The organism is Streptomyces sp. NBC_00569, assembly GCF_036345255.1.
Taxonomy (GTDB): domain Bacteria; phylum Actinomycetota; class Actinomycetes; order Streptomycetales; family Streptomycetaceae; genus Streptomyces.
This window is the reverse complement of the sequence record NZ_CP107783.1, coordinates 178,454-198,338: the sequence shown is the minus strand read 5'-3', so window position 1 is coordinate 198,338 and position 19,885 is coordinate 178,454. Positions and strand designations below refer to the sequence as shown.

Here is a 19,885-nt window from a genome sequence, read left to right as displayed (position 1 = left end):
GCTATTTCCAGCGTGACTCTCTGCGGTCGCCAGTCGCGCTGCGTAGGATTCCGCCAGCCCTCAGCCTCCGACGGAAGCCTGCCTCGATGGATTGAGCTGCTGGTGGCGACATCGGGCCGAAGGCGCCGCGTGGGACGACGTCCTGGCTGCCGTCGCGGAGAAGGCCAACGCCGCCCGCAATCGGCTGCACTACCGGGTGGCGAACCTCCGCGCCGATGCCCTGCACAAGCTCACCACCGCCGTGACGGCCGAGTACGGCACGATCGTGGTGGAAGACCTCAACGTTGCCGGGATGCTCCGCAATCGGCGCCTGGCCCGCAGGATCGCAGGCGCCGGTTTCGGAGAGATCCGCCGTCAGCTCACCTACAAAACCCGCCGGAACGACTGCCGCATCGTGGCCGCCGACCGCTGGTTCCCCTCCTCCAAGACCTGCTCCGGGTGTGGCGCGGTGAAAGCCAAACTGCCGCTGCACATGCGGACCTACGAATGCGACGCCTGCGGCCTGGTCCTCGACCGGGACGACAACGCGGCCCGCAACCTCGCCGCCCTGGCGGCAGCAGCAACTGGTACCGGAGTGGCCGGAGACCAGGACATCGTCAAGGTGTCGAAGCCTCGTGGAGCCGACCGGAAGACCCGCGCCACCCGCCCCAGTCGCAAGGCCGGGACGGGGCGGGCAGGTGGCGCAACCCTGCCGCACCAGCGGCAGACGGAAACGAGAGACCGTACTCAAGCCGAAGCCCACACGCTTTAGTGATGAGACGGACCTTCCAGGCAGAAATGCCCTGAATGCTGAGACTCGTCGAGGATCGAAGCAACGGGTCTATCCGGCTGCGCCGTCGCGGGTGCGCTGGTAGTGGCGCCTGGCCTTCATGCGGTTGCCGCAGACGGCCATCGAGCACCAGCGGGCCTTGTTGGTCTTGCTGCGGTCGATGAGGAACAGCTGGCACTCTGGGTTGGCGCAAGGGCGCAGTCGACCGGGTGCTGTCTCTTGCAGTTCACTCCATGCCAAGACGGCTTCGACCGCCATCCGGCGCTCCGCAGGGGTGTCCACCTCCCACGACACCCCCGCCGACGACAGGTGAGGGTGGGAGGTGACGTCCTTGAGGAGTGAGGCCAGTGACGTGGCGGGGCGACCGCCCCGAACCACGTCCTGCAGGGCATCACGCGCCTGGAAGAGGTGTCGGCGCTCTTCTGCGGTGCCGTTGCCGCCGTGGGTCTGCTGCCAGGATCTGGCCGCTTCCGGATCTGCCAGCTGGTCCTGGGTGACGCCGTTGACCACCGGTGTGCTGTTGAGGAGTTCCAGCAGTACGTCCTGCTGTTCGCGGCCGGACACCACCGTCATCACGCTCCTAACCGCATCGGCTCACTTGGCAGGTTACATGAGCGCGGTCGCTGTAACCGTAGAAACAATCTTTGATTGGTTAGCTCGGTTCCCCTTCGAGTAGGTGCATCGGCCGGGACGGGGCAGGCGGCGACAAAAGGGCGGAGTCGCGTGATCGCGTGCGAGAACACCGATGACGGCGTCCGGCGATCTCGGGCCGGTCTGTCGGGTCGGGCGGGTGCGCCCTGATGCGGCACGGGGTGGGCGGGTATCGACTGTCCTGAAGGTCAAGTGGGTGGCTGCGCTGGCTGGTGACCTCTGGTGGACGGAGTCTTAGGGGAGGCCGACGTGCCCCCTTGTGTGTGCCGGCAGTGTCCGACGAGGAGCGAGGTATAACCACATAAAGCACCTTGACGGGTTAGGTCAGGTGTGCTCGACTGGATGCATAACCACTAAAACGCATGAGAGGGGTTATGGAGATGATCTCCGCAGTCCACCACCGTGCGACCACCGTCAACGGTCTTGAGGTCTTCTACCGGGAGGCGGGCGACCCGACAGCACCAGCCGTCCTCCTCCTCCACGGCTTCCCGACCAGCTCACACATGTTCCGGCACCTGATCCCGGCACTCGCCGATCGCTACCACGTCATCGCCCCCGACCACATCGGGTTCGGACAGTCCGCGACGCCCACCCTGCAGGACTTCCCTTACACCTTCGACGCCCTCACCGACGTCACCTCCGGCCTGCTGCGGCAACTGGGCATCGACCGTTTCGCGATGTACGTGCAGGACTACGGCGCCCCCATCGGCTGGCGACTCGCCCTCCAGAACCCCGACCGCATCACAGCGATCATCACCCAGAATGGCAACGCCTACGTAGAGGGCTTCGTCAAGCCCTTCTGGGACGGCGTCTTCGCCTACGCCAAGGCCCCGGGACCGGACACCGAGGCACCCATGCGCGGCGCTCTCACCCCCGAGATCACCCGCTGGCAGTACGTGAACGGGGTCGCCGACCCCACCTTGGTCAGTCCCGACAACTGGGTCCACGACCAGGCACTGCTGGACCGCCCCGGAAACGACGACATCCAGCTCAAGCTCTTCCGTGACTATCCCACCAACGTGGACCTCTACCCCCAGGTCCACCAGTACTTCCGCAACTCCCAGGTGCCGCTGCTGGCGGTCTGGGGAGCGAACGACGAGATCTTCGGCCCCGACGGAGCCAGGGCTTTCGCCCAGGACCTGCCCGATGCCGAGATCCACCTGCTGGAGTCCGGGCACTTCGCCCTGGAAAGCCACCTCCAGATCATCACCGAGCACATCCGCGACTTCCTCGCCCGCGTCCTGACCTGACGTGCTCGGTGTCGTGGCGACCGCGGACCGATCCCTCCTTCCGCGGCCGGCAAGGGACGCGCTATGCGACACCTCACCCAACACGCTTTGAGCGCCACTCCGCACACCGTGCGCACAGCCCGCGACTTCGCGATGCAGACCCTCGATACCTGGGGCGGCTGCCGACGCCGCGAAGACATCCAGGCCTGCGTCTCGGAACTCGCCGGCAACGCCGTCCAGGACGGAAGCCCGGATGGCCGCGACTGCCTGCTGCGCCGCATCCGGAACCCGCACTGCCTGCAGGTCGAGGTGCACGACAGAGCCAGCCACTCCGCGTCCGCATCCCCGCGACCTCACTGAGCGGTGAGTCCGGGCGAGGCATGCGCATCATCCAAGAACTCTGCGACGACTGGGGAGTCCGGGCCGAACCCCAAGGGCAAGGCCGTGTGGACCTGATTCCGCCAGCCTGAGGCCCACACCTCCCGATACGGTGTCGTACCTGGTGAGTTTGAGGAGCCGTTTGTAGCAGCAGAGGGCTGCGGCGAGGCAGAGAAAGGCCAGGTAGTTGGCGGGTTGGCGCTCGTGCCCCACAGGTCCTTATGGCGGCGGTTCGTCGCAACGGCCCCAGCGCATTCACTCCGCCAGGGCCGCCCTTCCGGATCGTCGCACGTGAGAGTGCTCGATCCAGTTTCAATTGTACGACTGCCGACCGGAGAGGCCGGGAGCGGCGAGCGGGCCGGCCCCCTCGTTCTTGTGCGCAAGTGGGGCCGTGCATGCCGTAAGTGCGGGGCTGAGCGGTGGACGGGTCGGCCCTCAGGCACTCCGGCTCAGCCGCGTTCTTCTTCTTCGGCCTCCATGCGGCGGATTCCCTGGTGGGTGAGGGAGACCATCGCGGGTGTGTTGCCCGGTTCCCAGTCGACGGTGATCAGGCCCTCGCCGGCCAGGTAGGTGCAGGCGGCGGCCAGGTCATCCTCCGGGATGCGCAGGTCGTTCCGCAGCGTCCGCCCCGGGACTCCGAGGAGACGGTTGCCTTCGGTGGCTTCGTAGAGGGCGGTCAGGACCCGATCGCGGTAGACCTGCCGCTCGCGGAGGGTCGTCATGACCGAGTCCTTTCGTTCATCGGGTACCTCCGTGGATACCCCTGCCTTCAGGCAGGGGAGGAAACGGACTCCTGCGGAGCAGGGCAAGGTGTGGGCTTTCGCCGCCCCCAGGGCGAAAGGCCGTGCTCTGGCCCGCAGGTTTGGTCTCACACATCGGTCGCACTAGTTTGTGAGCGTGGCCACGACTTGTGTGAAGCGGGCGTTCAAGTACCGCTTCTATCCGACCGATGCGCAGGCTGCCGAGCTGTCGCGCACGTTCGGATGCGTGCGCAAGGTCTACAACCTCGCGCTTGCCGCCCGCACCGAAGCGTGGGCGCGGCAGGAGCGGGTCAACTACAACGCCACCTCGGCCATGCTGACCGCATGGAAGAAGACAGGGGAACTGGCGTTCCTCAACGAGGTTTCCTCCGTACCGTTGCAGCAGACGTTGCGGCACTTGCAGACGGCATTCACCAACTTCTTCGCCAAGCGGGCCAAGTATCCGCGCTTCAAGTCGAAGAAGAAGTCGCGGAAATCTGCCGAGTACACCACCAGCGGTTTCCGGTTCCGTGCCGGGGAGCTGACTCTGGCGAAGATGGCCCGGCCGCTGGACATCGTGTGGTCGCGCCCGCTGCCCGAGGGCGCGTCCCCGTCCACGGTGACCGTGTCGCAGGACGCGGCGGGGCGCTGGTTCGTCTCCCTGCTGTGCGAGGACCCGGCCATCGAGCCACTTGCCGCTGCTGATGCGGCAGTGGGAATCGACGTCGGTCTGGAGCATCTGCTGACTCTGTCCACCGGGGAGAAGATCGCCAACCCTCGGCACGAACGCAAGGACCGTGCCGCCCTCGCCCAGGCTCAGCGCCGCATGGCGAAGAAGGAGCAGGGCAGTGCGAACCGGGCCAAGGCCCGGCGCAAGGTCGCCAAGATCCACGCCCGCATCGCCGACCGTCGCCGCGACCACCTGCACCAACTGACCACTCGACTCGTTCGTGAAAACCAAACGCTCGTGATCGAGGACCTGACCGTGCGCAACATGGTCAAGAACCGGAAACTGGCCCGCGCCATCTCGGATGCGGCGTGGTCGGACTTGCGGAGCATGCTGGAGTACAAGGCCGCCTGGTACGGGCGGGAAGTGATCGCGGTCGACCGCTTCTTCCCCTCGTCCAAGCTGTGCTCCCACTGCGGCAGCGTGCAGGGCACGATGCCGCTCCACGTCCGTACCTGGACGTGTGAGTGCGGCACGACCCATGACCGGGACGTGAACGCGGCACGCAACCTTCTGGCCGCCGGGCTGGCGGTGACAGTCTGTGGAGCTGGTGTAAGACCTCAACGGAGTTCTCCGGGCGGGCAGTCGGCGACGAAGCAGAAAACCCCACGGCGCGAGCCGTAGGAATCCCCCTCCTTCAGGAGGGGGAGCATGTCAAGTGAAGGTCCGACGCTTTTCTTTCTCAGACTTCGTCGCCGTAGGCGCCGGTGCGCGTAGACGGTCTGCTGGTGGTGAGCCAGGCGAGGGCCGGTGCTGCGGCGGCTTCGGTGTCGACAGTGAGGTGGAGCCGGGTACCGCCCTCGGGGATGGGGTAACTGCGCTGTTCCGTACCGGCGAAGGCATGGCGGAGCAATTCGGCGACCGTACGGGCGACTTCGGGGGTGGCGGCAACGATGCGGATCTCGGCGTGTCCGGCCGAGGGCAGGGTCGCGGTGTCGGTGGGATGCATGGTGCCTGCTCCCTTCAGGGGCGAGCGAGGGGCCGGCGGGTGGGTCGTCCCGGGTATCGGGTCGGGTGCCCCACCCGCGGTCTTCGGTCGGAGAGCGGTCTGATGTCAGGGCCAAGTGGGGAAGGGGTTGCTGAAGTGGTGGGCCGCGATGCGTGCGTCGTGCTGGCGTTGAGTCGGTGGCTCAGGCTCAGGCCGAGCGCGATCAGGAAGGCGCCTGCCGCGAGCATGATCAAGGCCTCCATGTCGTCATCTCCGCATGTTCCCCGGCAGGGGGATCATCCGCGCGCCCACGACCGGGTGCCGGAGGGGCGGCAGGGCGGACCCGCCGTCATTCTCCCAGGTGTCCTCGCTGCTTCGGGTGTCCCGCATTCGGCGGCCGGTCGCGGCTTCGTCGGACATCAGCGCACCGGCGGTGAGGACGCTGCCGGGGATTGCGGCGGCGGTCAGGAGCCGGGCGGCTGCGGCGGGTTCGGTCCCGGGCGGGATCACCAGCAGGTCGAAGCGGCCGACGGTGTAGGAGAGAAGGATCATCTTGTCGGGATCCAGTTCGGTGAACCAGCCCACGTGCACCGTGTGCCCGGTGGCGGGAACCTTGTGCGGGACGACGGGCCAGCGAGTGGGGTTCACCATGGCGCGCGTAATGCGCCCCAAACGCCCTTCCAGTGCTTCGACCAGGGGCGGAAGCTCGGTGGAGAGGTCGCGCGAGTGGGGCCACCAAGCACCGTCCAACTGGCCGGCGAGGGTGGTCTTCGGCGTCAGGGAAAAGCGCGTCGGGAGGGCGGAATCAAGCGCCCGTGCCACGCCGCGTTCGATGGTCGTGGTCATGATGCGGACCCGTCTCCGGGCCGCCCTGCAGGGCGGCCCAGTGTCTTGATCGCCGGAAACGACGTCCGCGTGGGAGCGGGTGTTCGAGTTACTCCCGGTACCTTCAGCGTACTCCGCGCCGCGGTCCGACGAGCCGTTCTGACCAGGTGATTTCCCACCGGGGGTACCCTCCGGCTGATGCTCGCGGGCAAGATCGCAGGCACGCGGAGTACCGTGAGACAACGGCGGTATCTCGCCGGCCATAAGGTGTCGGCGGCCCCGCGCAGGCAGGCGGACCACCATGGCTGAATCTGACGCCCCCACCCCCCGGAAGCTCCTCCCCGACGAGATCCATCGGGCGGTGAAACCCGGCACTGCACTGCTCCGGCTGCAGACGACGCACTCCCGCGAAGGCGTCCTCGACGGCGCCTGGTGGCCCCGCTCCCGTGATGTCAGGGCAGAGCTGCCCGCCCTGATCCAGGCGCTCACCACGCACCTCGGACCCATCACGCGGGTCGGCCTGGACACCGCCGCCTGGGAGGAGGTCCCGACCCGATTGGTCGTCGACGACCGGGTCGTGCACTTCGACACCTTCCCTGTCGGCGACGACACCGTTCTCATCACCCGTGGCGACAACGATCACTTCGTTCTGCTCGTGGTCCCGTCGGCCACGACGGCCGATGCGGCCCGCGTGGCGATGGCCCGTGCGGTCGACGCCGACAACGTCACCCAGGCTGCCGACATCCTTGTTGCCACGCTTCCCGAAGCGGCCACCGAGCGCGCGGAGTCGGGATGATCGCGATGGCGGAAAGCCGTGAGTGGCGGACTCACGGCCTGGTGGACACAGGGGCGACAGGATCGGCGAGCTGGAGGCCTTCGGCTTTGAGGATTTCCCGGACGGTGGAGGGAGCGACCTTGACCCCGAGCACGGCCGGCTCCCCGTGGATGCGGCGATAGCCCTAACCGCTGTTCTCACGGGACTGGATCCCGAATCGAGCGGATGGCGGGCGGTCGTCCGGGCCGCTTGAGACGGCAGGGTGCCTGCGTGCCGCTGTTGCATCGGGCCGCGGCGTCACCACAGGACCGTGTCCGGCCGTACCAGCAGGCGAAGACGGTGCAGCACCTCGCGGGGCAGCGGTGCGAGTACTGCGGCAAGCAAGGTCCGCCCCTCCGGAGCGAACTTCACTTCCTCCCGACCGAGTTGCTGTTCCAGGACGGTGATCTGGTCGCACAAGGAAAGGAACTCGGCACCCTCGACGCAGTCACTCGTCGGGGGCAGCCGCAACTGCCCGGGCGCGCGATCAGGGAGGCAGCATGCCTGGCCTCGCCGTTTCGGTTGGGGTGCGGCTGAGGGTTGGGTAGAAACGCAAAAGTGCCTTCCTGAGCTGGGACGATGGACCTTGTCTAGGGGTTCTGTCGTCGCCAGAGGAAGGCACTTTCTGCGTGAAGGATATCGGTTCGCGGCCCCGGCTTGTGGTGTCCACTGACGGGTCGGGGGTGGTCGGGCATGCCGGAGCACGTTTGCTGGCGGACCTCGCCGAAGCGACCGGGCTGACGGCGGCGTATTCCACCGTGCTCCGGCCGCTTCGGCCGCGCGGCACCGGCTATGACTCAGGCCGGATCGCCACCGATCTCGCAGTGATGCTCGCTGACGGCGGCGAGGCGATCGCGGATCTGGCCGTTCTGCGGGACCAGCGCGAGGTGTTCGGTCCGGTGGCCTCCACGCCGACGGCTTGGCGGCTGCTGGCAAGCCGTCGACGAACGCATACTGGACCGCCTGCGGTCGGCCCGCGCCGCAGCCCGGGAGGTGGCCTGGCTGCAGGCCGCCGAGACCCGCGCCGCGATACCCGCAGTGAAGGCCGGCGGACGTGAACTGCCCGGCCTGGTCCTGGCCCTCGACGCCACGCTGGTCACCTGCCACTCCGAGAAAGACCAGGCCGCACCCACCTACAAAGGCGGCTTCGGGTTCCACCCGTTGCTGTGTTTCCTGGTCAACACCGGCGAGGCGATGTCCGGGCTGCTGCGGCCGGGCAACGCCGGAGACAACACCGCCGCCGATCACATCACCGTGCTCGACCAGGCCCTCGCGCAGATCCCCGACGCCCACCGGCACGGCACCGACATCCTGGTCCGCACCGACAGCGCAGGCAGCGCGAAGGCGTTCCTCACACATCTCCGCGCCTTGCGTGACAACGGCCTTCACCTGCGTTTCTCGGTCGGATACGCAGTCACCGCACCGGTCCGCCGCGCGATCCGCGCCCTGCCCGAACAGGTCTGGCACCCCGCCCTGGACGCGGACGGGACCCTGCGTGAGTCCGCCGAGGTCGCCGAGCTGACCGGCATGGTCGACCTGAACGGCTACCCGGCCGGCACCCGCATCATCGTGCGCCGCGAGCGCCCGCACCCCGGCGCCCAGCTCTCCTTGTTCGACAGTGACGAGGGCCTGCGGCACCAGGTCTTCCTCACCGACACCCCGTCCTCCGGCGGCGGCTCGGCCCAGTTCCGTGGAGGTCCGCCACCGTGGACACGCCACCGTCGAGGACCACATCCGGTGCGGCAAGACCACCGGCTTCGGACGCTTCCCATCCCGCCTGTTCTCCGTCAACGCCGCCTGGCTCGAACTCAGCCTCGCGGCTATCGACCTTCTGGCCTGGACCCGCGTCCTGCTGCTGGACGGCGAGCTGGCTACCGCCGAACCCAAGAAACTCCGCTACCGGATTCTGCACGTCGCTGCCCGTCTCACCCGCGGCGGACGCCGCCTCCATCTGCGGATCGCAGCAACCTGGCCTTGGCGACACCAACTCGCCGCCGCCTTCCACCGTCTGGCCGCCCTACCCCGCCCCGCCAACTGACCAGCCTGCCCCGGCCACCTACGACACGAAAGACCTTGGAGAACCCGACCAACGCGCCGGGTCCCCACCATGCCCACCGCCCGATACCGCCTCGATCGACCCCACAGCGGCACCTCGTCACCCAAAGCGAAACAGCGAGGCTAACCCCCCACGCGTCTGCCGCCATCTCCTTTCCTGGGTTCGAACAATCTAGCTGCGGGAGGTTGTGTCTCCGCGCCTCCGGGTGCCCGGCACTCGGCAGCGTCCTTCTGTGCCTCGCAGACCTCATAACTGACCACCGGCTGGCCGGCGCCGCTGACAACCGCACCCAAATCCTCGAGCCGCACACATCGGCATCCTCGTCCCCAACTGCAGGAGGGCGGACGGGCGGTCACCGGCCGCCATGAGGTGCGCCTGTCGTGCAGGTAGGCGCGAACTCACTCGCAGTTGCCCTTGCCGTAGTGAGGAGTCGCAGGACCAGGTCGACTTCCAGCCCTCGTCTGTGAGGTGGCGTCGACCCTGAACGGGCCCGTCGTGCTTCGCGACACTCGTGCCGTGAGCTTCATCGACGAGGCCGGTGTCCTCGTGCGGTATTCGATGAGGGGGTCGCCGGCGCCGGCCTCGTCGTTGAGCAACTTGCCTTTGCCGTCATTGTCACCTCTGGCCCAGGCGGCGAGGAAGTCCCGTGCGGTGGACCGGACTTCGGATGCCGAGGACAGGGGATGCGGCATGCGCCGCGTGCGCGGTCAGGGCGTCGCCACTGCCTGGGCTGCTCCCGGCCGGCCCTTCGTAGAGGTTGCACGCGCCGATCCCGGCGACCCTCGCCATATCGGCGAACACCCCGCCGATCGTCCTGGCTTTGATGGTCCGTCGCATGCGAGATCTCCCGCGTTCACGATCCGTATGGTTTATTTGAACGCGTTCAACTTATCGGATCGGTGGGGTGCGCATGAGCCTTCCGGCCAAACTTCAGGGCCGTCATGTGGTTCGGGAACAAACGGGATTGGGGGGTGCTGCGCGCGGGGCGGTCGCCCTGGTGTGGTTCTACGAAGGGTGGTGGTGCAAGGTCTGGCCAGGGCGGGCCGACCAGCGGGCCATTGTGGGGGATGTGCCGTTCCTGCCGGCATGGGCCGTGACGACGGCGCTGGTGGCCATCGGGCTTGCGGAAGTGGCGCTCGGTCTCTGGGTGCTGTCGGGGCGGCGAGCGCAGGCCGCCGCCCTCGTGCAGACGGTGCTCGTGGGGGGCTTCAACGCGGGTGGCCTGCTGTTCAGTCCGGGGCAGATCGATGAGCCCGGGCGTCTGCTCACGCAGAATCTGGCCTTCGTCGCGCTGGTCTGGATGGTCGCGGAATCCTCTGCGAAGGCGGCGGCCCGATGAGTGCCACCCCATGGACCCGTGGCCGGATCCTCGGTGGTTTCGGAGGCCCGCGTCTGCTGTTCGGGCGGATGTACGAGGACTACGGCATCGAGCTCGGCGTCCTGCCGGCATCGCGCTCGCGGGTGCTGTGCATCGCCTCCGCGGGCGACACTGCGGCCGCCCTGAGTCAGGCCGGCCATGACGTGACGGCCGTAGATGTCAACCCGGTGCAGCTCGCCTATGCCCGCGCCCGCCTTGCGGGCGGCGCGAGCGTGGAAGGCGCCGCGGAGACACTGATGCGACTGGGGCGCGGCGTGGCCGGGACACTGCTGCCTGCCTGGCGTGAGGCCGCGCTGCGCGGCTTCCTAGCTCTGGACGATCCCGTCCAGCAGGTCCGGTGCTGGCGCAGCGACCTGGACGGACCCGGGCTGCGCCGCCTGATGCGATGGTCCCTGCGGCCGGGCGGGGCGCTCGCGATGGCGCTGCTTCCCTCATTCGCGTCAGTGGTCCCCGCGCGCTTCGACGAAGTGCTCCGGCAGCGCCTGGAGCGGACGGTCGCCCGCCACCCCAATGTCCGCAATCCCTGGCTGTGGCGGCTGTTCGTGGGCGCCGAACAGCCCGACGCGGAGCCGGTGCACGCTCCGGATGTACGCCTCGTCCAGGGCGACGTGGTGGACGTCCTGGAGCGAGCGCCGCGCGGCGGATACGACGCCGCAACACTGTCGAACGTGCTCGACGGTCCAGGCCCGGCCTTCGCCGGACAACTGCGCGCAGCCGTACGCCACGCAGTACGCCCCGGCGGCATCGTCGTCCTGCGCAGCTTCCGCGAACCGGGACCGGCCGGAGCCGGCTGGGCCGCACAGGACCGCTCCGCGCTGTGGGGCGTCGTACGCGTAGTCCGTCTGGGCGCAAACCCGGACGGCACCAACGACAGAAGGATCGATCCGTGAGGAACCCGTCGTACCTGATACAACGTCACCCCATATCGATACGCAGCCACTTCGCGCATTCCCTCGTCCTGACTTACGCCCTGCCCGCCGAGGTGCTGCGCCCCCTCGTGCCGCCGTTCCTGGAACTCGACACCTACCGAGCCAGTGCACAGGATGTGGAGTACGGCTTCGTGGCCGCCGCCGTGGTCGATACCCGAGACCTGCGGCCGGCCGGGCTGCCCGCTCGCTTGGGCCGCGACTTCCTGCTGACCGGCTACCGCGTCTTCACCCGCTTCCCCACCCCTGGAGGCCGCACCATGCGTGGCCTGCGCATCCTGCGCAGCGACACCAACACCCGCTTCATGCAACTCGGCGGCAACCTGCTCACTCGCTACAACTACCGCCTGGCCCGCATACGCTCGCAGGTCACGGGCAACGCCTTGGAGTTCTGCGTCGACACCGCCGACGGGCACGCCGATCTGGATGTGCGCGCCGACCTGCGCAAAACCCCGGCGCCGCTACCGCCGAACAGCCCGTTCGCCGACGAGCGCGCCGCACGCCGCTTCGCCGGACCACTGCCGTACACCTTCGAGTACGAGCCACAGACCCGCTCCGTGATCGTCATCAAGGCATTCCGCACGCGATGGGACCCGCAACCCGTGACGGTTGACGTGCGCCGTCTGACCTTCTTCGATCACGGCCCGTTCGCCGGAACCCGACCTGTGCTCGCCAACGCATTCCACATCGACGGCGTCGACTACGGCTGGCACCGTGGGGTGCGTCGCAGCGAGAGCGGCGGCCGGCGATGAGCGGACGACACTCAGGCGCGCGCGACGTCATCGCCTACAACTGGCCTCAGTACGCGGCGGGCCTGGCCACCGCAGCGGGCGCGGCCGCCGTCGTAGGGCACCTGCCACGCCCTCTGCGCCGCCTTGCCCGTTCCGGATCCGCAGCGGCAATCACCCTTCTCGGCACGGCCACGGCGGCCAGTTGGTACGTCTACGACCGCTCGGACCTGTACGCCTACCACTGGCTGGCGTCACTGCTGCCCCGCACCCCGTCCGCGTACGTGGTGGTGAGCTGTGGACTCGACGAGGTGAGTGCCCCTCTCGCCGCACGCTGGCCCGCCGCACGGCGATCCGCCGTCGATCTGTACGACCCGGCACTGACCAGTGAGGGCTCCATACGCCGGGCACGGCGCCGCGTGCCGCCGCCCGCCCACGCCCTGCCGGGCCGCCCCGACACGCTGCCGCTTCCCACAGCCGGGACCGACGCGGTCCTGCTGGTCTTCGCCGCACACGAACTACGTCGGGCACGAGATCGGGAGGAACTGTTCACCGAATGCGGCCGGATACTGCGCCCCGGAGGCACACTCGTCCTCACCGAACACCTCAGGGACATCGCGAACACGGCCGCGTTCGGGCCCGGCGCCTGGCACTTCCTGCCCCGCGCGGAATGGCTGCGCCTCGCCGCCCACGCCGGACTGCGCCCCACGACCGAGCGCCGTCTCGCCCACCTGATCACGGCATTCGCCTTCACCAAGGATGAGACATGCCCCAACTCTTCTCCCTGACAGGCCAGTTGCGTCTGATCGGCCTGGCCCTCATCGTCATGGGGCTGGTGCACACCGTGCTGCCGCGCGTCCTGGGCTGGCCCGGCGATCTGCGCGCCAGCAGCCTGCTGACACGCCAGGTCTCCTACGCCCACCTCGTCTTCATCGCCCTGACCTGCGCGCTGCTCGGCACTCTCCCGCTGGCGTTCGCTCCGGACCTCCTCACTGGCGCGCCCCTGCCTACGTTTCTGCTGTGCGCCCAGACTCTTTTCTGGGGCCTGCGCTGGATCATGGAGTTCGCTTACTTCTCCCCGCGCCTGTGGCGTGGCCACCGCCTGCGCACCGGCGGACATGTCGCTCTCGCCGTGCTGTGGACCTGGGTGACAGCGGTGTTCGCGACGGCGAGTCTGCACGTTCTCCGGTGAGGGGCATGTCGTCGCCTGGATGCACGTGGTCGTGGGTCCCGCCGGTGGTCGGACCGTTGGGGCGTGTCTTCAAAGGATCTTGACTAGTGGATCTCGCTTGAGTGATAGGTCACCGTGAACGGCCCGATGACGAGCGGGAGTTCGTCCGGTCGTCGTTGCTGCCTGAGTCTTTGCGTGGGGGGAAGCGGTCGGACGACAACCTCAGCGCGGTCGTTGCTCGCGGTGGCGAGATATCAGCCGACGATCTACGAGAGACCGGCGGCTCCTGCCTGCGGGGCCTTGCCGGTCCGTTCCTTCACCCACGTCCTCAACGAGGGCACCACAGAAGGCTGGTGGGATAATGGCCTGGAGTCCCCGCTCATCGCTCTCGGCCCGGCTCCGGGAAGGTGCAGGGATGTCGGATCCGCGATACGAAGACGCCGGCTGCCATTCGGGCCGCATTCGAGCACACTGAGAAGTGAGGATACTGATCATGCTGGCAACACGAGGGCGGGTCACCGAGGGCCGGTCCGAGACCCTGGTGTGGCACAAGCCCGTCGGCGACACGGTGAATGAGTTTCAGGCCATCGCCTGCTCTGACACTGTCGGCATAGTGCTCCCGGCGCCGAAGCAGGACGTGCCGCTGGACCTGGACAAGCCGGGTGAACGCTGGTGCCCGGACTGCCTGGCTCTCATCACTGACCGCCTGGCCGCGCTGTCCCGCCGACTCGGCTCGCTCAACAACATCGAGAAGTGAGAGACGCTGGCCATGGCCATGGCCATGGCCATGGCCGTCGCCTGGACCTGGCATGGGACCCCGTCGACATCCTGATGTTCGTCAACCAGCTCGCCGTGCCTCGGGCGGGACACGCGGGGCTGATGCCCTCGGGCGAAGAGAAACGCACGCCCTTGCTGGCTCCCCGGGGCACGGCCATCGTGGCGGCACTGCAGTGCAATGCAGTGCGGTGCCTGTTCCGTGCCTGTTCCGTGCAGGTCTCGGGTGCCTGTGGTGGGTCCGGAGGGCGAGGCTGTATTCGGCGAGCTGCTCGAATTGGTTCCAGCCGCAGCGCACGGTAGGGGCGAGCCGGTAGGTTCCCGCTTTGCTGGCGGCGGGGTATGGCGTGCCGTCTGGATCGCGTGGAAACGCCGAGTCTGGAGGTCGAGCCGTCGTGTCGGGAACAGCTGGTCCGGTCGGCGCTGTTGCATCGGCTGAGGGAGCGGCGCCGCATGGGGCGAGGAGCACGGAGACCGCAAGGTCGGCCGCACCGACAGGTTCCGGCCCTGGGGGCGTGGTACACCGCCGCGCACTCGGACTGAGACGTATTGCTGCAGGAGGAATTTCATGACTGAACGGCCTTTGACGCTGATGGCTGTGCACGCTCACCCCGATGATGAGGCCACCGGAACCGGCGGGGTCCTTGCGCGGTATGCGGCGGAGGGTATCCGCACGGTTCTCGTGACGTGTACCGACGGCGGTTGCGGTGATGGACCGGGGGGTGTCAAGCCGGGCGATCCCGGACACGATCCGGCGGCTGTCGCCTTGATGCGCCGTCAAGAACTCGAGGCGAGCTGTGACGTCCTGAAGGTCAGCGATCTGGAGATGCTGGACTACGCCGACTCCGGGATGACGGGCTGGCCGAGCAACGACGCCCCCGGTTCCTTCTGGCAGACCCCCGTGGAGGAGGGCGCTGCCCGTCTCGCGGAACTCATGCGGCACTACCGGCCCGATGTGGTGGTCACCTATGACGAGAACGGCTTCTACGGCCACCCCGACCACATCCAGGCCCACCGCATCACGATGGCGGCGGTGGAGATGACCGAGCTGACACCGAAGGTGTACTGGACGACGATGCCCCGCTCGGGGATGCAGCGGTTCGGCGAGATCATGCGGGAGTTTCATGAGGACATGCCGGAGCCGGATCCCGCTGAGGCCGCCGCATTGGCCGAGATCGGCCTCCCCGACGATGAGATCACCACGTGGGTGGACACCACCGCGTTCAGCGGTCAGAAGTTCGACGCGCTGGCCGCGCACGCCAGTCAGGGCGAGAACATCTTCTTCCTCAAGATGGGCAAGGAGAGGTTCGGCGAATTGATGGGCATGGAGACCTTCGTACGGGTCAAGGACGCCACCGGCGCGGCCGTACCCGAGAACGATCTCTTCGCCGGCCTACGCTGACCCGCCCGCCCGAAGTGCCGGGCATGTGAAGCACCGGCCCGACGGGACCACTCGCGCCCGGCCCGGCGGGACCCTTCGCGCCGCGGCCCGGCTGGCCGTCGCGAACGGACGGCTGCCGATCGGCAGCGGGTGCGAGGTTGAGGCGTCGGCCCGTCGGCTCTTCCTCGTGCCGGCGGGCCGACGCGCGCCCGCTCTCCAGCCGTCTGCAGTCACGCGACCGGAGTCACAACCGCCGCATGTGGTCGCAGAGAGGGTCATTGTCGGGGAGGGGCGTCGAGTGGTGCCTGTGCAAAGCCCCGGCGAACCCTGCTGAGGCCCGCCTAGGCGTGAGGCCGCTGTGCGGCATGATAGGCCGATGGACTTCGAGCCGTACCGGGGCGAGTTGGTGGTGTTCTGCTACCGGATGCTGGGGTCGTTCCACGAGGCCGAGGATCTGGTGCAGGAGACGCTGCTGCGTGCCTGGAAGGCCCGCGACCGGTACGACCCGGCGCGCGCGTCGGTGCGAACCTGGCTGTACCGGATCGCGACCAATGCGTGCCTGACCGCACTGGAGGGGCGCGGTCGGCGTCCTTTGCCGTGCGGACTGGGCATGCCCAGCGACGATCCCGGTGCGCCGCTGGTACCGGCACCCGATGTGTCCTGGTTGGAGCCGTTCCCCGACGCGCGGTTCGATATTGAGGTCAGGGCCGATCTGCGGCTCGCGTGGGTGGCGGCGGTGCAGCTCCTGCCGGCGCGGCAGCGGGCGGTGCTGGTGCTGCGTGAGGTGCTTGCGTTCACCGCCGCCGAGGTCGCCGAGCAGTTGGGGACTACGGTCGCAGCGGTCAACAGCGCGCTGCAGCGCGCCCGCGCCGCCCTCGCCGAGGTGGGCGATATGGGTGCGGTCACCGAGCCGGATGATCCTGAGGTGCGCTCGGTCATCGAGCGGTACATGCAGGCGTTCGAGGCGGCGGATGTCCCCGCGCTGGTGCAGCTCCTGGCCGAGGACGCGGTGCTGGAGATGCCGCCAGTGCCGCTGTGGTACCGGGGGAGCCGGGACTACGGACGGTTCCTAGAGCGAGTGTTCGCGATGCGTGGCCCGGGATGGGGCATGCGGGCGCTGACCTCCAACGGGCAGCCTGCGCTCGCCGCGTACGCGCCGCAGCCCGGCGGCAAACGCCGTCTGCACACCCTGCAGGTCTTCACCGTCACCGGCGGCCGCATCACGCGCAACGTGGTGTTCGCCGATCCGCGCGTATTTGACGGCTTCGGGCTGCCGCGCGAAATTCCTGCCAATCATTTGCGCCGGGAGCGATGAGTCGGGGTGGTGAGCCCGGTAGGTACTGGTGAGCACCGAACCGAAGGGAACCTCATCGTGAGCGTCATCGTCATCGAGTTCATCACCCTGGACGGCATCGTGTCCGACCCGGACGGGTCCGCGGGCACGCCGGGGGGCGGCTGGGCATTCCGGAACGGCCCGGAGGCTGTCGCCGGGGACAAGTTCCGGCTCGGCCGCACGTTGGATGACGGGGTGCTGCTGCTCGGGCGCACTACCTGGCAGCTGTTCTCGCGGCTGTGGCCGGGCCGCGACGACCCGTTCGCCGCGCGGATGAACGCCGTGCCGAAGCTGGTCGCCTCCCGCACCCTGACCGATTCCGACACCTCGGCGTGGTCGAACTCCCAGCTCCTGGAGGGCGATCTGGTCGATGCCGTCAGACGAGAGCGCCGGAACATGGTCGTCACCGGAAGCCTCAGCGTCGTGGACCGGTTGATGGCCGCGGACCTGATCGACGAATACCGGCTGCTGACCTTTCCGACTGTCCTCGGCACCGGGCAGCGCCTTTTCCCGGTCGGTGGCCCCCACGCCGAGCTGGAGTGCCTGGCTGCTGAGCGGGTCGGGGCCGCCGTCCTCAGTCGCTACCGCAAGGCCGCCCGATGACCGCCACTGGCTGATACACCGCGAAGACCGTGTCGTCGAGCCTTTCGCCCTGGCCCGCCGCCGGAGCGGGCGCCGCGTCTCCGGCAACGACGTCCTGCGGTCGACGGTGACGTCATGCTGGAAGCCGGGTCAGCCAGTGCTTTGATTGTTGCGAGGCTCTGCGCGGCTGGGAGGCAGCCGCCCCGCCGCGCAGAGGCCATGGCCGAGCACTTCTGAGGGATGGTCACATCCGGGGCGATAGTGGGCGATGTCGCCGGTCACTTGCATCTGGACGTACAGGTATTGGACGTTCATGCCCATGTCCATCGTCCCGATCGCAAGACGGCCGAACGTGCTCGGACCGCCAAGACGGTTGTTCTGGACCCACTCCTGTATGAAGCTCGCTACCGAGCACCTTCGCCCGCATGAAGACCGGGATGATCCTCGGGGACTGCCGTCCCAAGGGAGACGGAGTCCATCGGCCGTGCCCGGCATCTCCTGGCTTCATCACCTCAACCTCGCCGCTCGAAAGGGAAGTTCACACCACAGCCACTCTCCCCCCCGCCGACTCAAAGACGATGGCGGGACAGCCCTGATGAGTACGACAGCTGTGGAGCGTGATCCGAGAGAGGCGCGTCGGCGAGGGACGGCCGCTACGCCAGCCACATCCCGTCACGCATGATGACCCTCCCGCGCAGTTCCGGCTCGCCGCGCCAAGCCCGCACAGTCTTCGGGACCACGCATACATACAGAAAGGAACCCTCCTCAACGCGTGGATCCCACCCGAACTTGTCGGCGAACGCCTCCGCTGCGCCTCCGGGGACCTCCTGATCCGGGTAGCACTCCGCCTCACCCTGGAGGAGCACCACGTCAAAGGTGTCCGGTAGCGACAGGCGCACGCGCGGCTCCTCGCGGACGTTTCGCGCAGACACGGAAGCGGTGCTGGTGCACATCCACACCGCTCGCCCATCCCACAAGAACCACAGCGGCACCTGGTGCGGCCCGTGATCAGGGTGAGCCGTCGACACCCATACATCTCGCTCGGTGGCGAGCCGCTCCAGAGCGTCGCGCATACGTTCCGCCGTCTGGCGACGAACGATTCCTGTGGTCTCCATGACGACCGACCCTAGCCAGCAGGCGCGAGCTGCGCGTGAGGCGCAGGACCTACTTCCAGCGACCGATGAACGCCTCAGCATTTGGCTCGGGGAGACCAATTCGCCGTGCTCAGGCTCGACAACGGAACCGACCAGCTCGACCTTCTCTGCACTATGACTCGTCCGGCTGGTTGTGCCAGCCGGGAGCGGTCAGTGCCGGAAGCGGGCCGCCTCTCCGTCGATCCGGATCGGAAAATCTGTGATGGGGTCGCCGCCTCCGTCGGGGACGAGGATGAGCCCCTCAGCATGCATCGACTCATCGGCTGCCAGGGCAGCCTCTTCGTCACTGCGAACCCTTGCATCCCGCGCGGCGGCGAAGAGAAGGCGGGGGTCGTCCCAAGCGGCAGCGGGCTCGAAGTGGCAGTCCGACCAGAACATGTCGATCTCTGCGAGGGTCAACGTCCCTACGAGGCGCTCTTCCTGCCTGTGCTGCCAGCGCTTCTCTGCCATGTCAATCCCTTCCTCGATCGCGAAGGGCACTCTAGTGCCCCGGCTGCAGAGGGAATCGTGGCTGCTCAGGTGGCCGATTCGGCCGAGGCCAGTGTGTGCGGCGACTCAGGCCATGCTTGTTGGGGGCACCTGGTGATGACCCTCGAAAATCTCACCACGCTGGCGACGTTCGCATAGGGGAATCCCCGTCCCTCAGGGCAGGAGGACGTCAAGTACGGCAGATGAGTACGGGCCGACTGGATGCCCCTCAGCTCAGTTGCTCCGCCAGTCCGACGATGATGCCCTCCGGGCCGCGGAGGTAGCAGAGCAGATAACTGTCCTCGAACCGGGCGATCTCGCCGACGAGTTCGGCGCCGTGAGGGCGCAGGCGGGCGACGGTGTCCGCGAGGTCGTCGACGGCGAACATGACGCGGTGCGTGCCCAGAATGTTGTGCGGGCGGTTGCGCGGCCCGGCGTTGATTGCCGCGGGGCTGCGGTACTTCGCCAGCTCGAGCCGGCTGTGACCGTCTGGGGTCCGGACCATCGCGATGTCACAGCGGACGCCGTCGAGTCCGGTGCACTGGTCGGCGAAGGGTCCCTCGACCTGCGCCTTGCCCTCCAGCTCCATACCGAGTTCCTCGAAGAACGCGATGGCGGCATCCATGTCCTCGACGACGATGCCGACGTTGTCCATCCGCTGAATCGCCATGCTGTCTTCTCCTTCTTCCTCGTGCGGCCGGTGGTGACCGCTGATGTCCCTGGGACGGAGCCGGTGGCACGTTCTCGACATCCGCAGACCGCCGGACTCCGAAAAATCTGGCTCGCGCCTCAGCCCTGCTGCAGCAGCCCCACGAGTCGTCTTCGTCCTCAGACCACTCGACGTCGACGTATGTGGCCTGGGCAGATGTCCCG

Annotated in this window: 21 protein-coding genes and 2 pseudogenes; 15 read left to right on the top strand and 8 right to left on the bottom strand. The window is 68.0% G+C overall.

Annotated features, from left to right (window positions below):
- Positions 1 to 91: 91 nt before the first annotated feature.
- Positions 92 to 751, top strand: a complete 660-nt coding sequence (locus OHO83_RS00955; protein ID WP_330278446.1) for an RNA-guided endonuclease TnpB family protein — start codon at positions 92 to 94, stop codon at positions 749 to 751.
- 69 nt (positions 752 to 820) lie between these two features.
- On the opposite strand, the gene OHO83_RS00950 is transcribed toward OHO83_RS00955, so the two are convergent.
- Entirely contained in the window at positions 821 to 1,342 is a 522-nt protein-coding gene (locus tag OHO83_RS00950; RefSeq protein ID WP_266679890.1) for a CGNR zinc finger domain-containing protein, read from the bottom strand.
- Positions 1,343 to 1,800: 458 nt separating this feature from the next.
- On the opposite strand from OHO83_RS00950, the gene OHO83_RS00945 reads away from it, so the two are divergent.
- Both OHO83_RS00945 and OHO83_RS00940 read left to right on the top strand, forming a co-directional pair.
- Positions 1,801 to 2,670 carry an alpha/beta fold hydrolase gene (locus OHO83_RS00945; RefSeq protein WP_266679892.1) on the top strand — a complete coding sequence of 290 codons (870 nt, stop codon included), beginning with the start codon at positions 1,801 to 1,803 and terminating at the stop codon, positions 2,668 to 2,670.
- A 63-nt stretch (positions 2,671 to 2,733) separates the two neighbouring features.
- Positions 2,734 to 3,009, top strand: coding sequence for a hypothetical protein (locus OHO83_RS00940; RefSeq protein ID WP_266679894.1), 276 nt, complete (start codon positions 2,734 to 2,736; stop codon positions 3,007 to 3,009).
- Between the two features lie 141 nt (positions 3,010 to 3,150).
- Here OHO83_RS00940 and OHO83_RS00935 read toward each other — a convergent pair.
- Together OHO83_RS00935 and OHO83_RS00930 are read right to left on the bottom strand one after the other, a co-directional pair.
- Positions 3,151 to 3,234: pseudogene (locus OHO83_RS00935) on the bottom strand (IS5/IS1182 family transposase); the annotation flags it as partial.
- 242 nt (positions 3,235 to 3,476) lie between these two features.
- Positions 3,477 to 3,749, bottom strand: coding sequence for a hypothetical protein (locus OHO83_RS00930; RefSeq protein ID WP_266679896.1), 273 nt, complete (start codon positions 3,747 to 3,749; stop codon positions 3,477 to 3,479).
- A 175-nt stretch (positions 3,750 to 3,924) separates the two neighbouring features.
- Between OHO83_RS00930 and OHO83_RS00925 the strand changes: the two genes are divergently transcribed.
- Positions 3,925 to 5,118, top strand: a complete 1,194-nt coding sequence (locus tag OHO83_RS00925) for an RNA-guided endonuclease InsQ/TnpB family protein (protein WP_330278445.1) — start codon at positions 3,925 to 3,927, stop codon at positions 5,116 to 5,118.
- A gap of 58 nt (positions 5,119 to 5,176) precedes the next feature.
- Here the strand turns inward: OHO83_RS00925 and OHO83_RS00920 are convergent, their stop codons facing one another.
- Positions 5,177 to 5,443, bottom strand: coding sequence for a hypothetical protein (locus OHO83_RS00920; protein ID WP_266679900.1), 267 nt, complete (start codon positions 5,441 to 5,443; stop codon positions 5,177 to 5,179).
- 246 nt (positions 5,444 to 5,689) lie between these two features.
- The gene (locus OHO83_RS00915; protein ID WP_266679902.1) at positions 5,690 to 6,268 is read right to left on the bottom strand and encodes a DUF5994 family protein; all 579 of its coding nucleotides are present in this window, start codon (positions 6,266 to 6,268) and stop codon (positions 5,690 to 5,692) included.
- 280 nt (positions 6,269 to 6,548) lie between these two features.
- Here OHO83_RS00915 and OHO83_RS00910 point away from each other — a divergent pair, with 280 nt between their 5' ends.
- From OHO83_RS00910 to OHO83_RS00860, 11 genes and pseudogenes are all read left to right on the top strand, one after another.
- Entirely contained in the window at positions 6,549 to 7,043 is a 495-nt protein-coding gene (locus tag OHO83_RS00910) for a DUF5994 family protein (protein WP_266679904.1), read from the top strand.
- 617 nt (positions 7,044 to 7,660) lie between these two features.
- Positions 7,661 to 9,099 (top strand): annotated as a pseudogene (locus OHO83_RS00905) (IS1380 family transposase).
- A gap of 928 nt (positions 9,100 to 10,027) precedes the next feature.
- Positions 10,028 to 10,456 (top strand): DoxX-like family protein, encoded by a 429-nt coding sequence (locus OHO83_RS00900; RefSeq protein ID WP_330278444.1) that lies wholly within the window; start codon positions 10,028 to 10,030, stop codon positions 10,454 to 10,456.
- On the top strand, positions 10,453 to 11,385 hold the full coding sequence (locus OHO83_RS00895) for a DUF3419 family protein (protein ID WP_330278443.1): 933 nt from the start codon (positions 10,453 to 10,455) through the stop codon (positions 11,383 to 11,385). The genes OHO83_RS00900 and OHO83_RS00895 overlap by 4 nt, the downstream gene beginning before the upstream one ends.
- Positions 11,382 to 12,173: a DUF2071 domain-containing protein gene (locus OHO83_RS00890; RefSeq protein WP_330278442.1), complete on the top strand. Its 792-nt coding sequence runs from the start codon at positions 11,382 to 11,384 to the stop codon at positions 12,171 to 12,173. Before OHO83_RS00895 ends, OHO83_RS00890 begins: the two co-directional genes overlap by 4 nt.
- Positions 12,170 to 12,937 carry a class I SAM-dependent methyltransferase gene (locus OHO83_RS00885; protein WP_330278441.1) on the top strand — a complete coding sequence of 256 codons (768 nt, stop codon included), beginning with the start codon at positions 12,170 to 12,172 and terminating at the stop codon, positions 12,935 to 12,937. Before OHO83_RS00890 ends, OHO83_RS00885 begins: the two co-directional genes overlap by 4 nt.
- Positions 12,916 to 13,341, top strand: coding sequence for a hypothetical protein (locus OHO83_RS00880; protein ID WP_330278440.1), 426 nt, complete (start codon positions 12,916 to 12,918; stop codon positions 13,339 to 13,341). The genes OHO83_RS00885 and OHO83_RS00880 overlap by 22 nt, the downstream gene beginning before the upstream one ends.
- A gap of 472 nt (positions 13,342 to 13,813) precedes the next feature.
- Entirely contained in the window at positions 13,814 to 14,077 is a 264-nt protein-coding gene (locus OHO83_RS00875) for a hypothetical protein (protein ID WP_266679943.1), read from the top strand.
- Positions 14,078 to 14,662: 585 nt separating this feature from the next.
- Positions 14,663 to 15,496 (top strand): PIG-L family deacetylase, encoded by an 834-nt coding sequence (locus OHO83_RS00870; protein ID WP_330278439.1) that lies wholly within the window; start codon positions 14,663 to 14,665, stop codon positions 15,494 to 15,496.
- A 337-nt stretch (positions 15,497 to 15,833) separates the two neighbouring features.
- Positions 15,834 to 16,790: a sigma-70 family RNA polymerase sigma factor gene (locus OHO83_RS00865; protein ID WP_330278438.1), complete on the top strand. Its 957-nt coding sequence runs from the start codon at positions 15,834 to 15,836 to the stop codon at positions 16,788 to 16,790.
- A 57-nt stretch (positions 16,791 to 16,847) separates the two neighbouring features.
- Complete coding sequence (locus OHO83_RS00860; RefSeq protein WP_330278437.1) at positions 16,848 to 17,411, top strand: dihydrofolate reductase family protein; 564 nt, start codon at positions 16,848 to 16,850, stop codon at positions 17,409 to 17,411.
- 632 nt (positions 17,412 to 18,043) lie between these two features.
- Here OHO83_RS00860 and OHO83_RS00855 read toward each other — a convergent pair.
- From OHO83_RS00855 to OHO83_RS00845, 3 genes are all read right to left on the bottom strand, one after another.
- Positions 18,044 to 18,505: a pyridoxamine 5'-phosphate oxidase family protein gene (locus OHO83_RS00855; protein ID WP_266679951.1), complete on the bottom strand. Its 462-nt coding sequence runs from the start codon at positions 18,503 to 18,505 to the stop codon at positions 18,044 to 18,046.
- Between the two features lie 189 nt (positions 18,506 to 18,694).
- The gene (locus OHO83_RS00850) at positions 18,695 to 18,994 is read right to left on the bottom strand and encodes a hypothetical protein (RefSeq protein ID WP_330278436.1); all 300 of its coding nucleotides are present in this window, start codon (positions 18,992 to 18,994) and stop codon (positions 18,695 to 18,697) included.
- A 247-nt stretch (positions 18,995 to 19,241) separates the two neighbouring features.
- Entirely contained in the window at positions 19,242 to 19,682 is a 441-nt protein-coding gene (locus OHO83_RS00845) for a VOC family protein (RefSeq protein WP_330278435.1), read from the bottom strand.
- Positions 19,683 to 19,885: the final 203 nt, after the last annotated feature.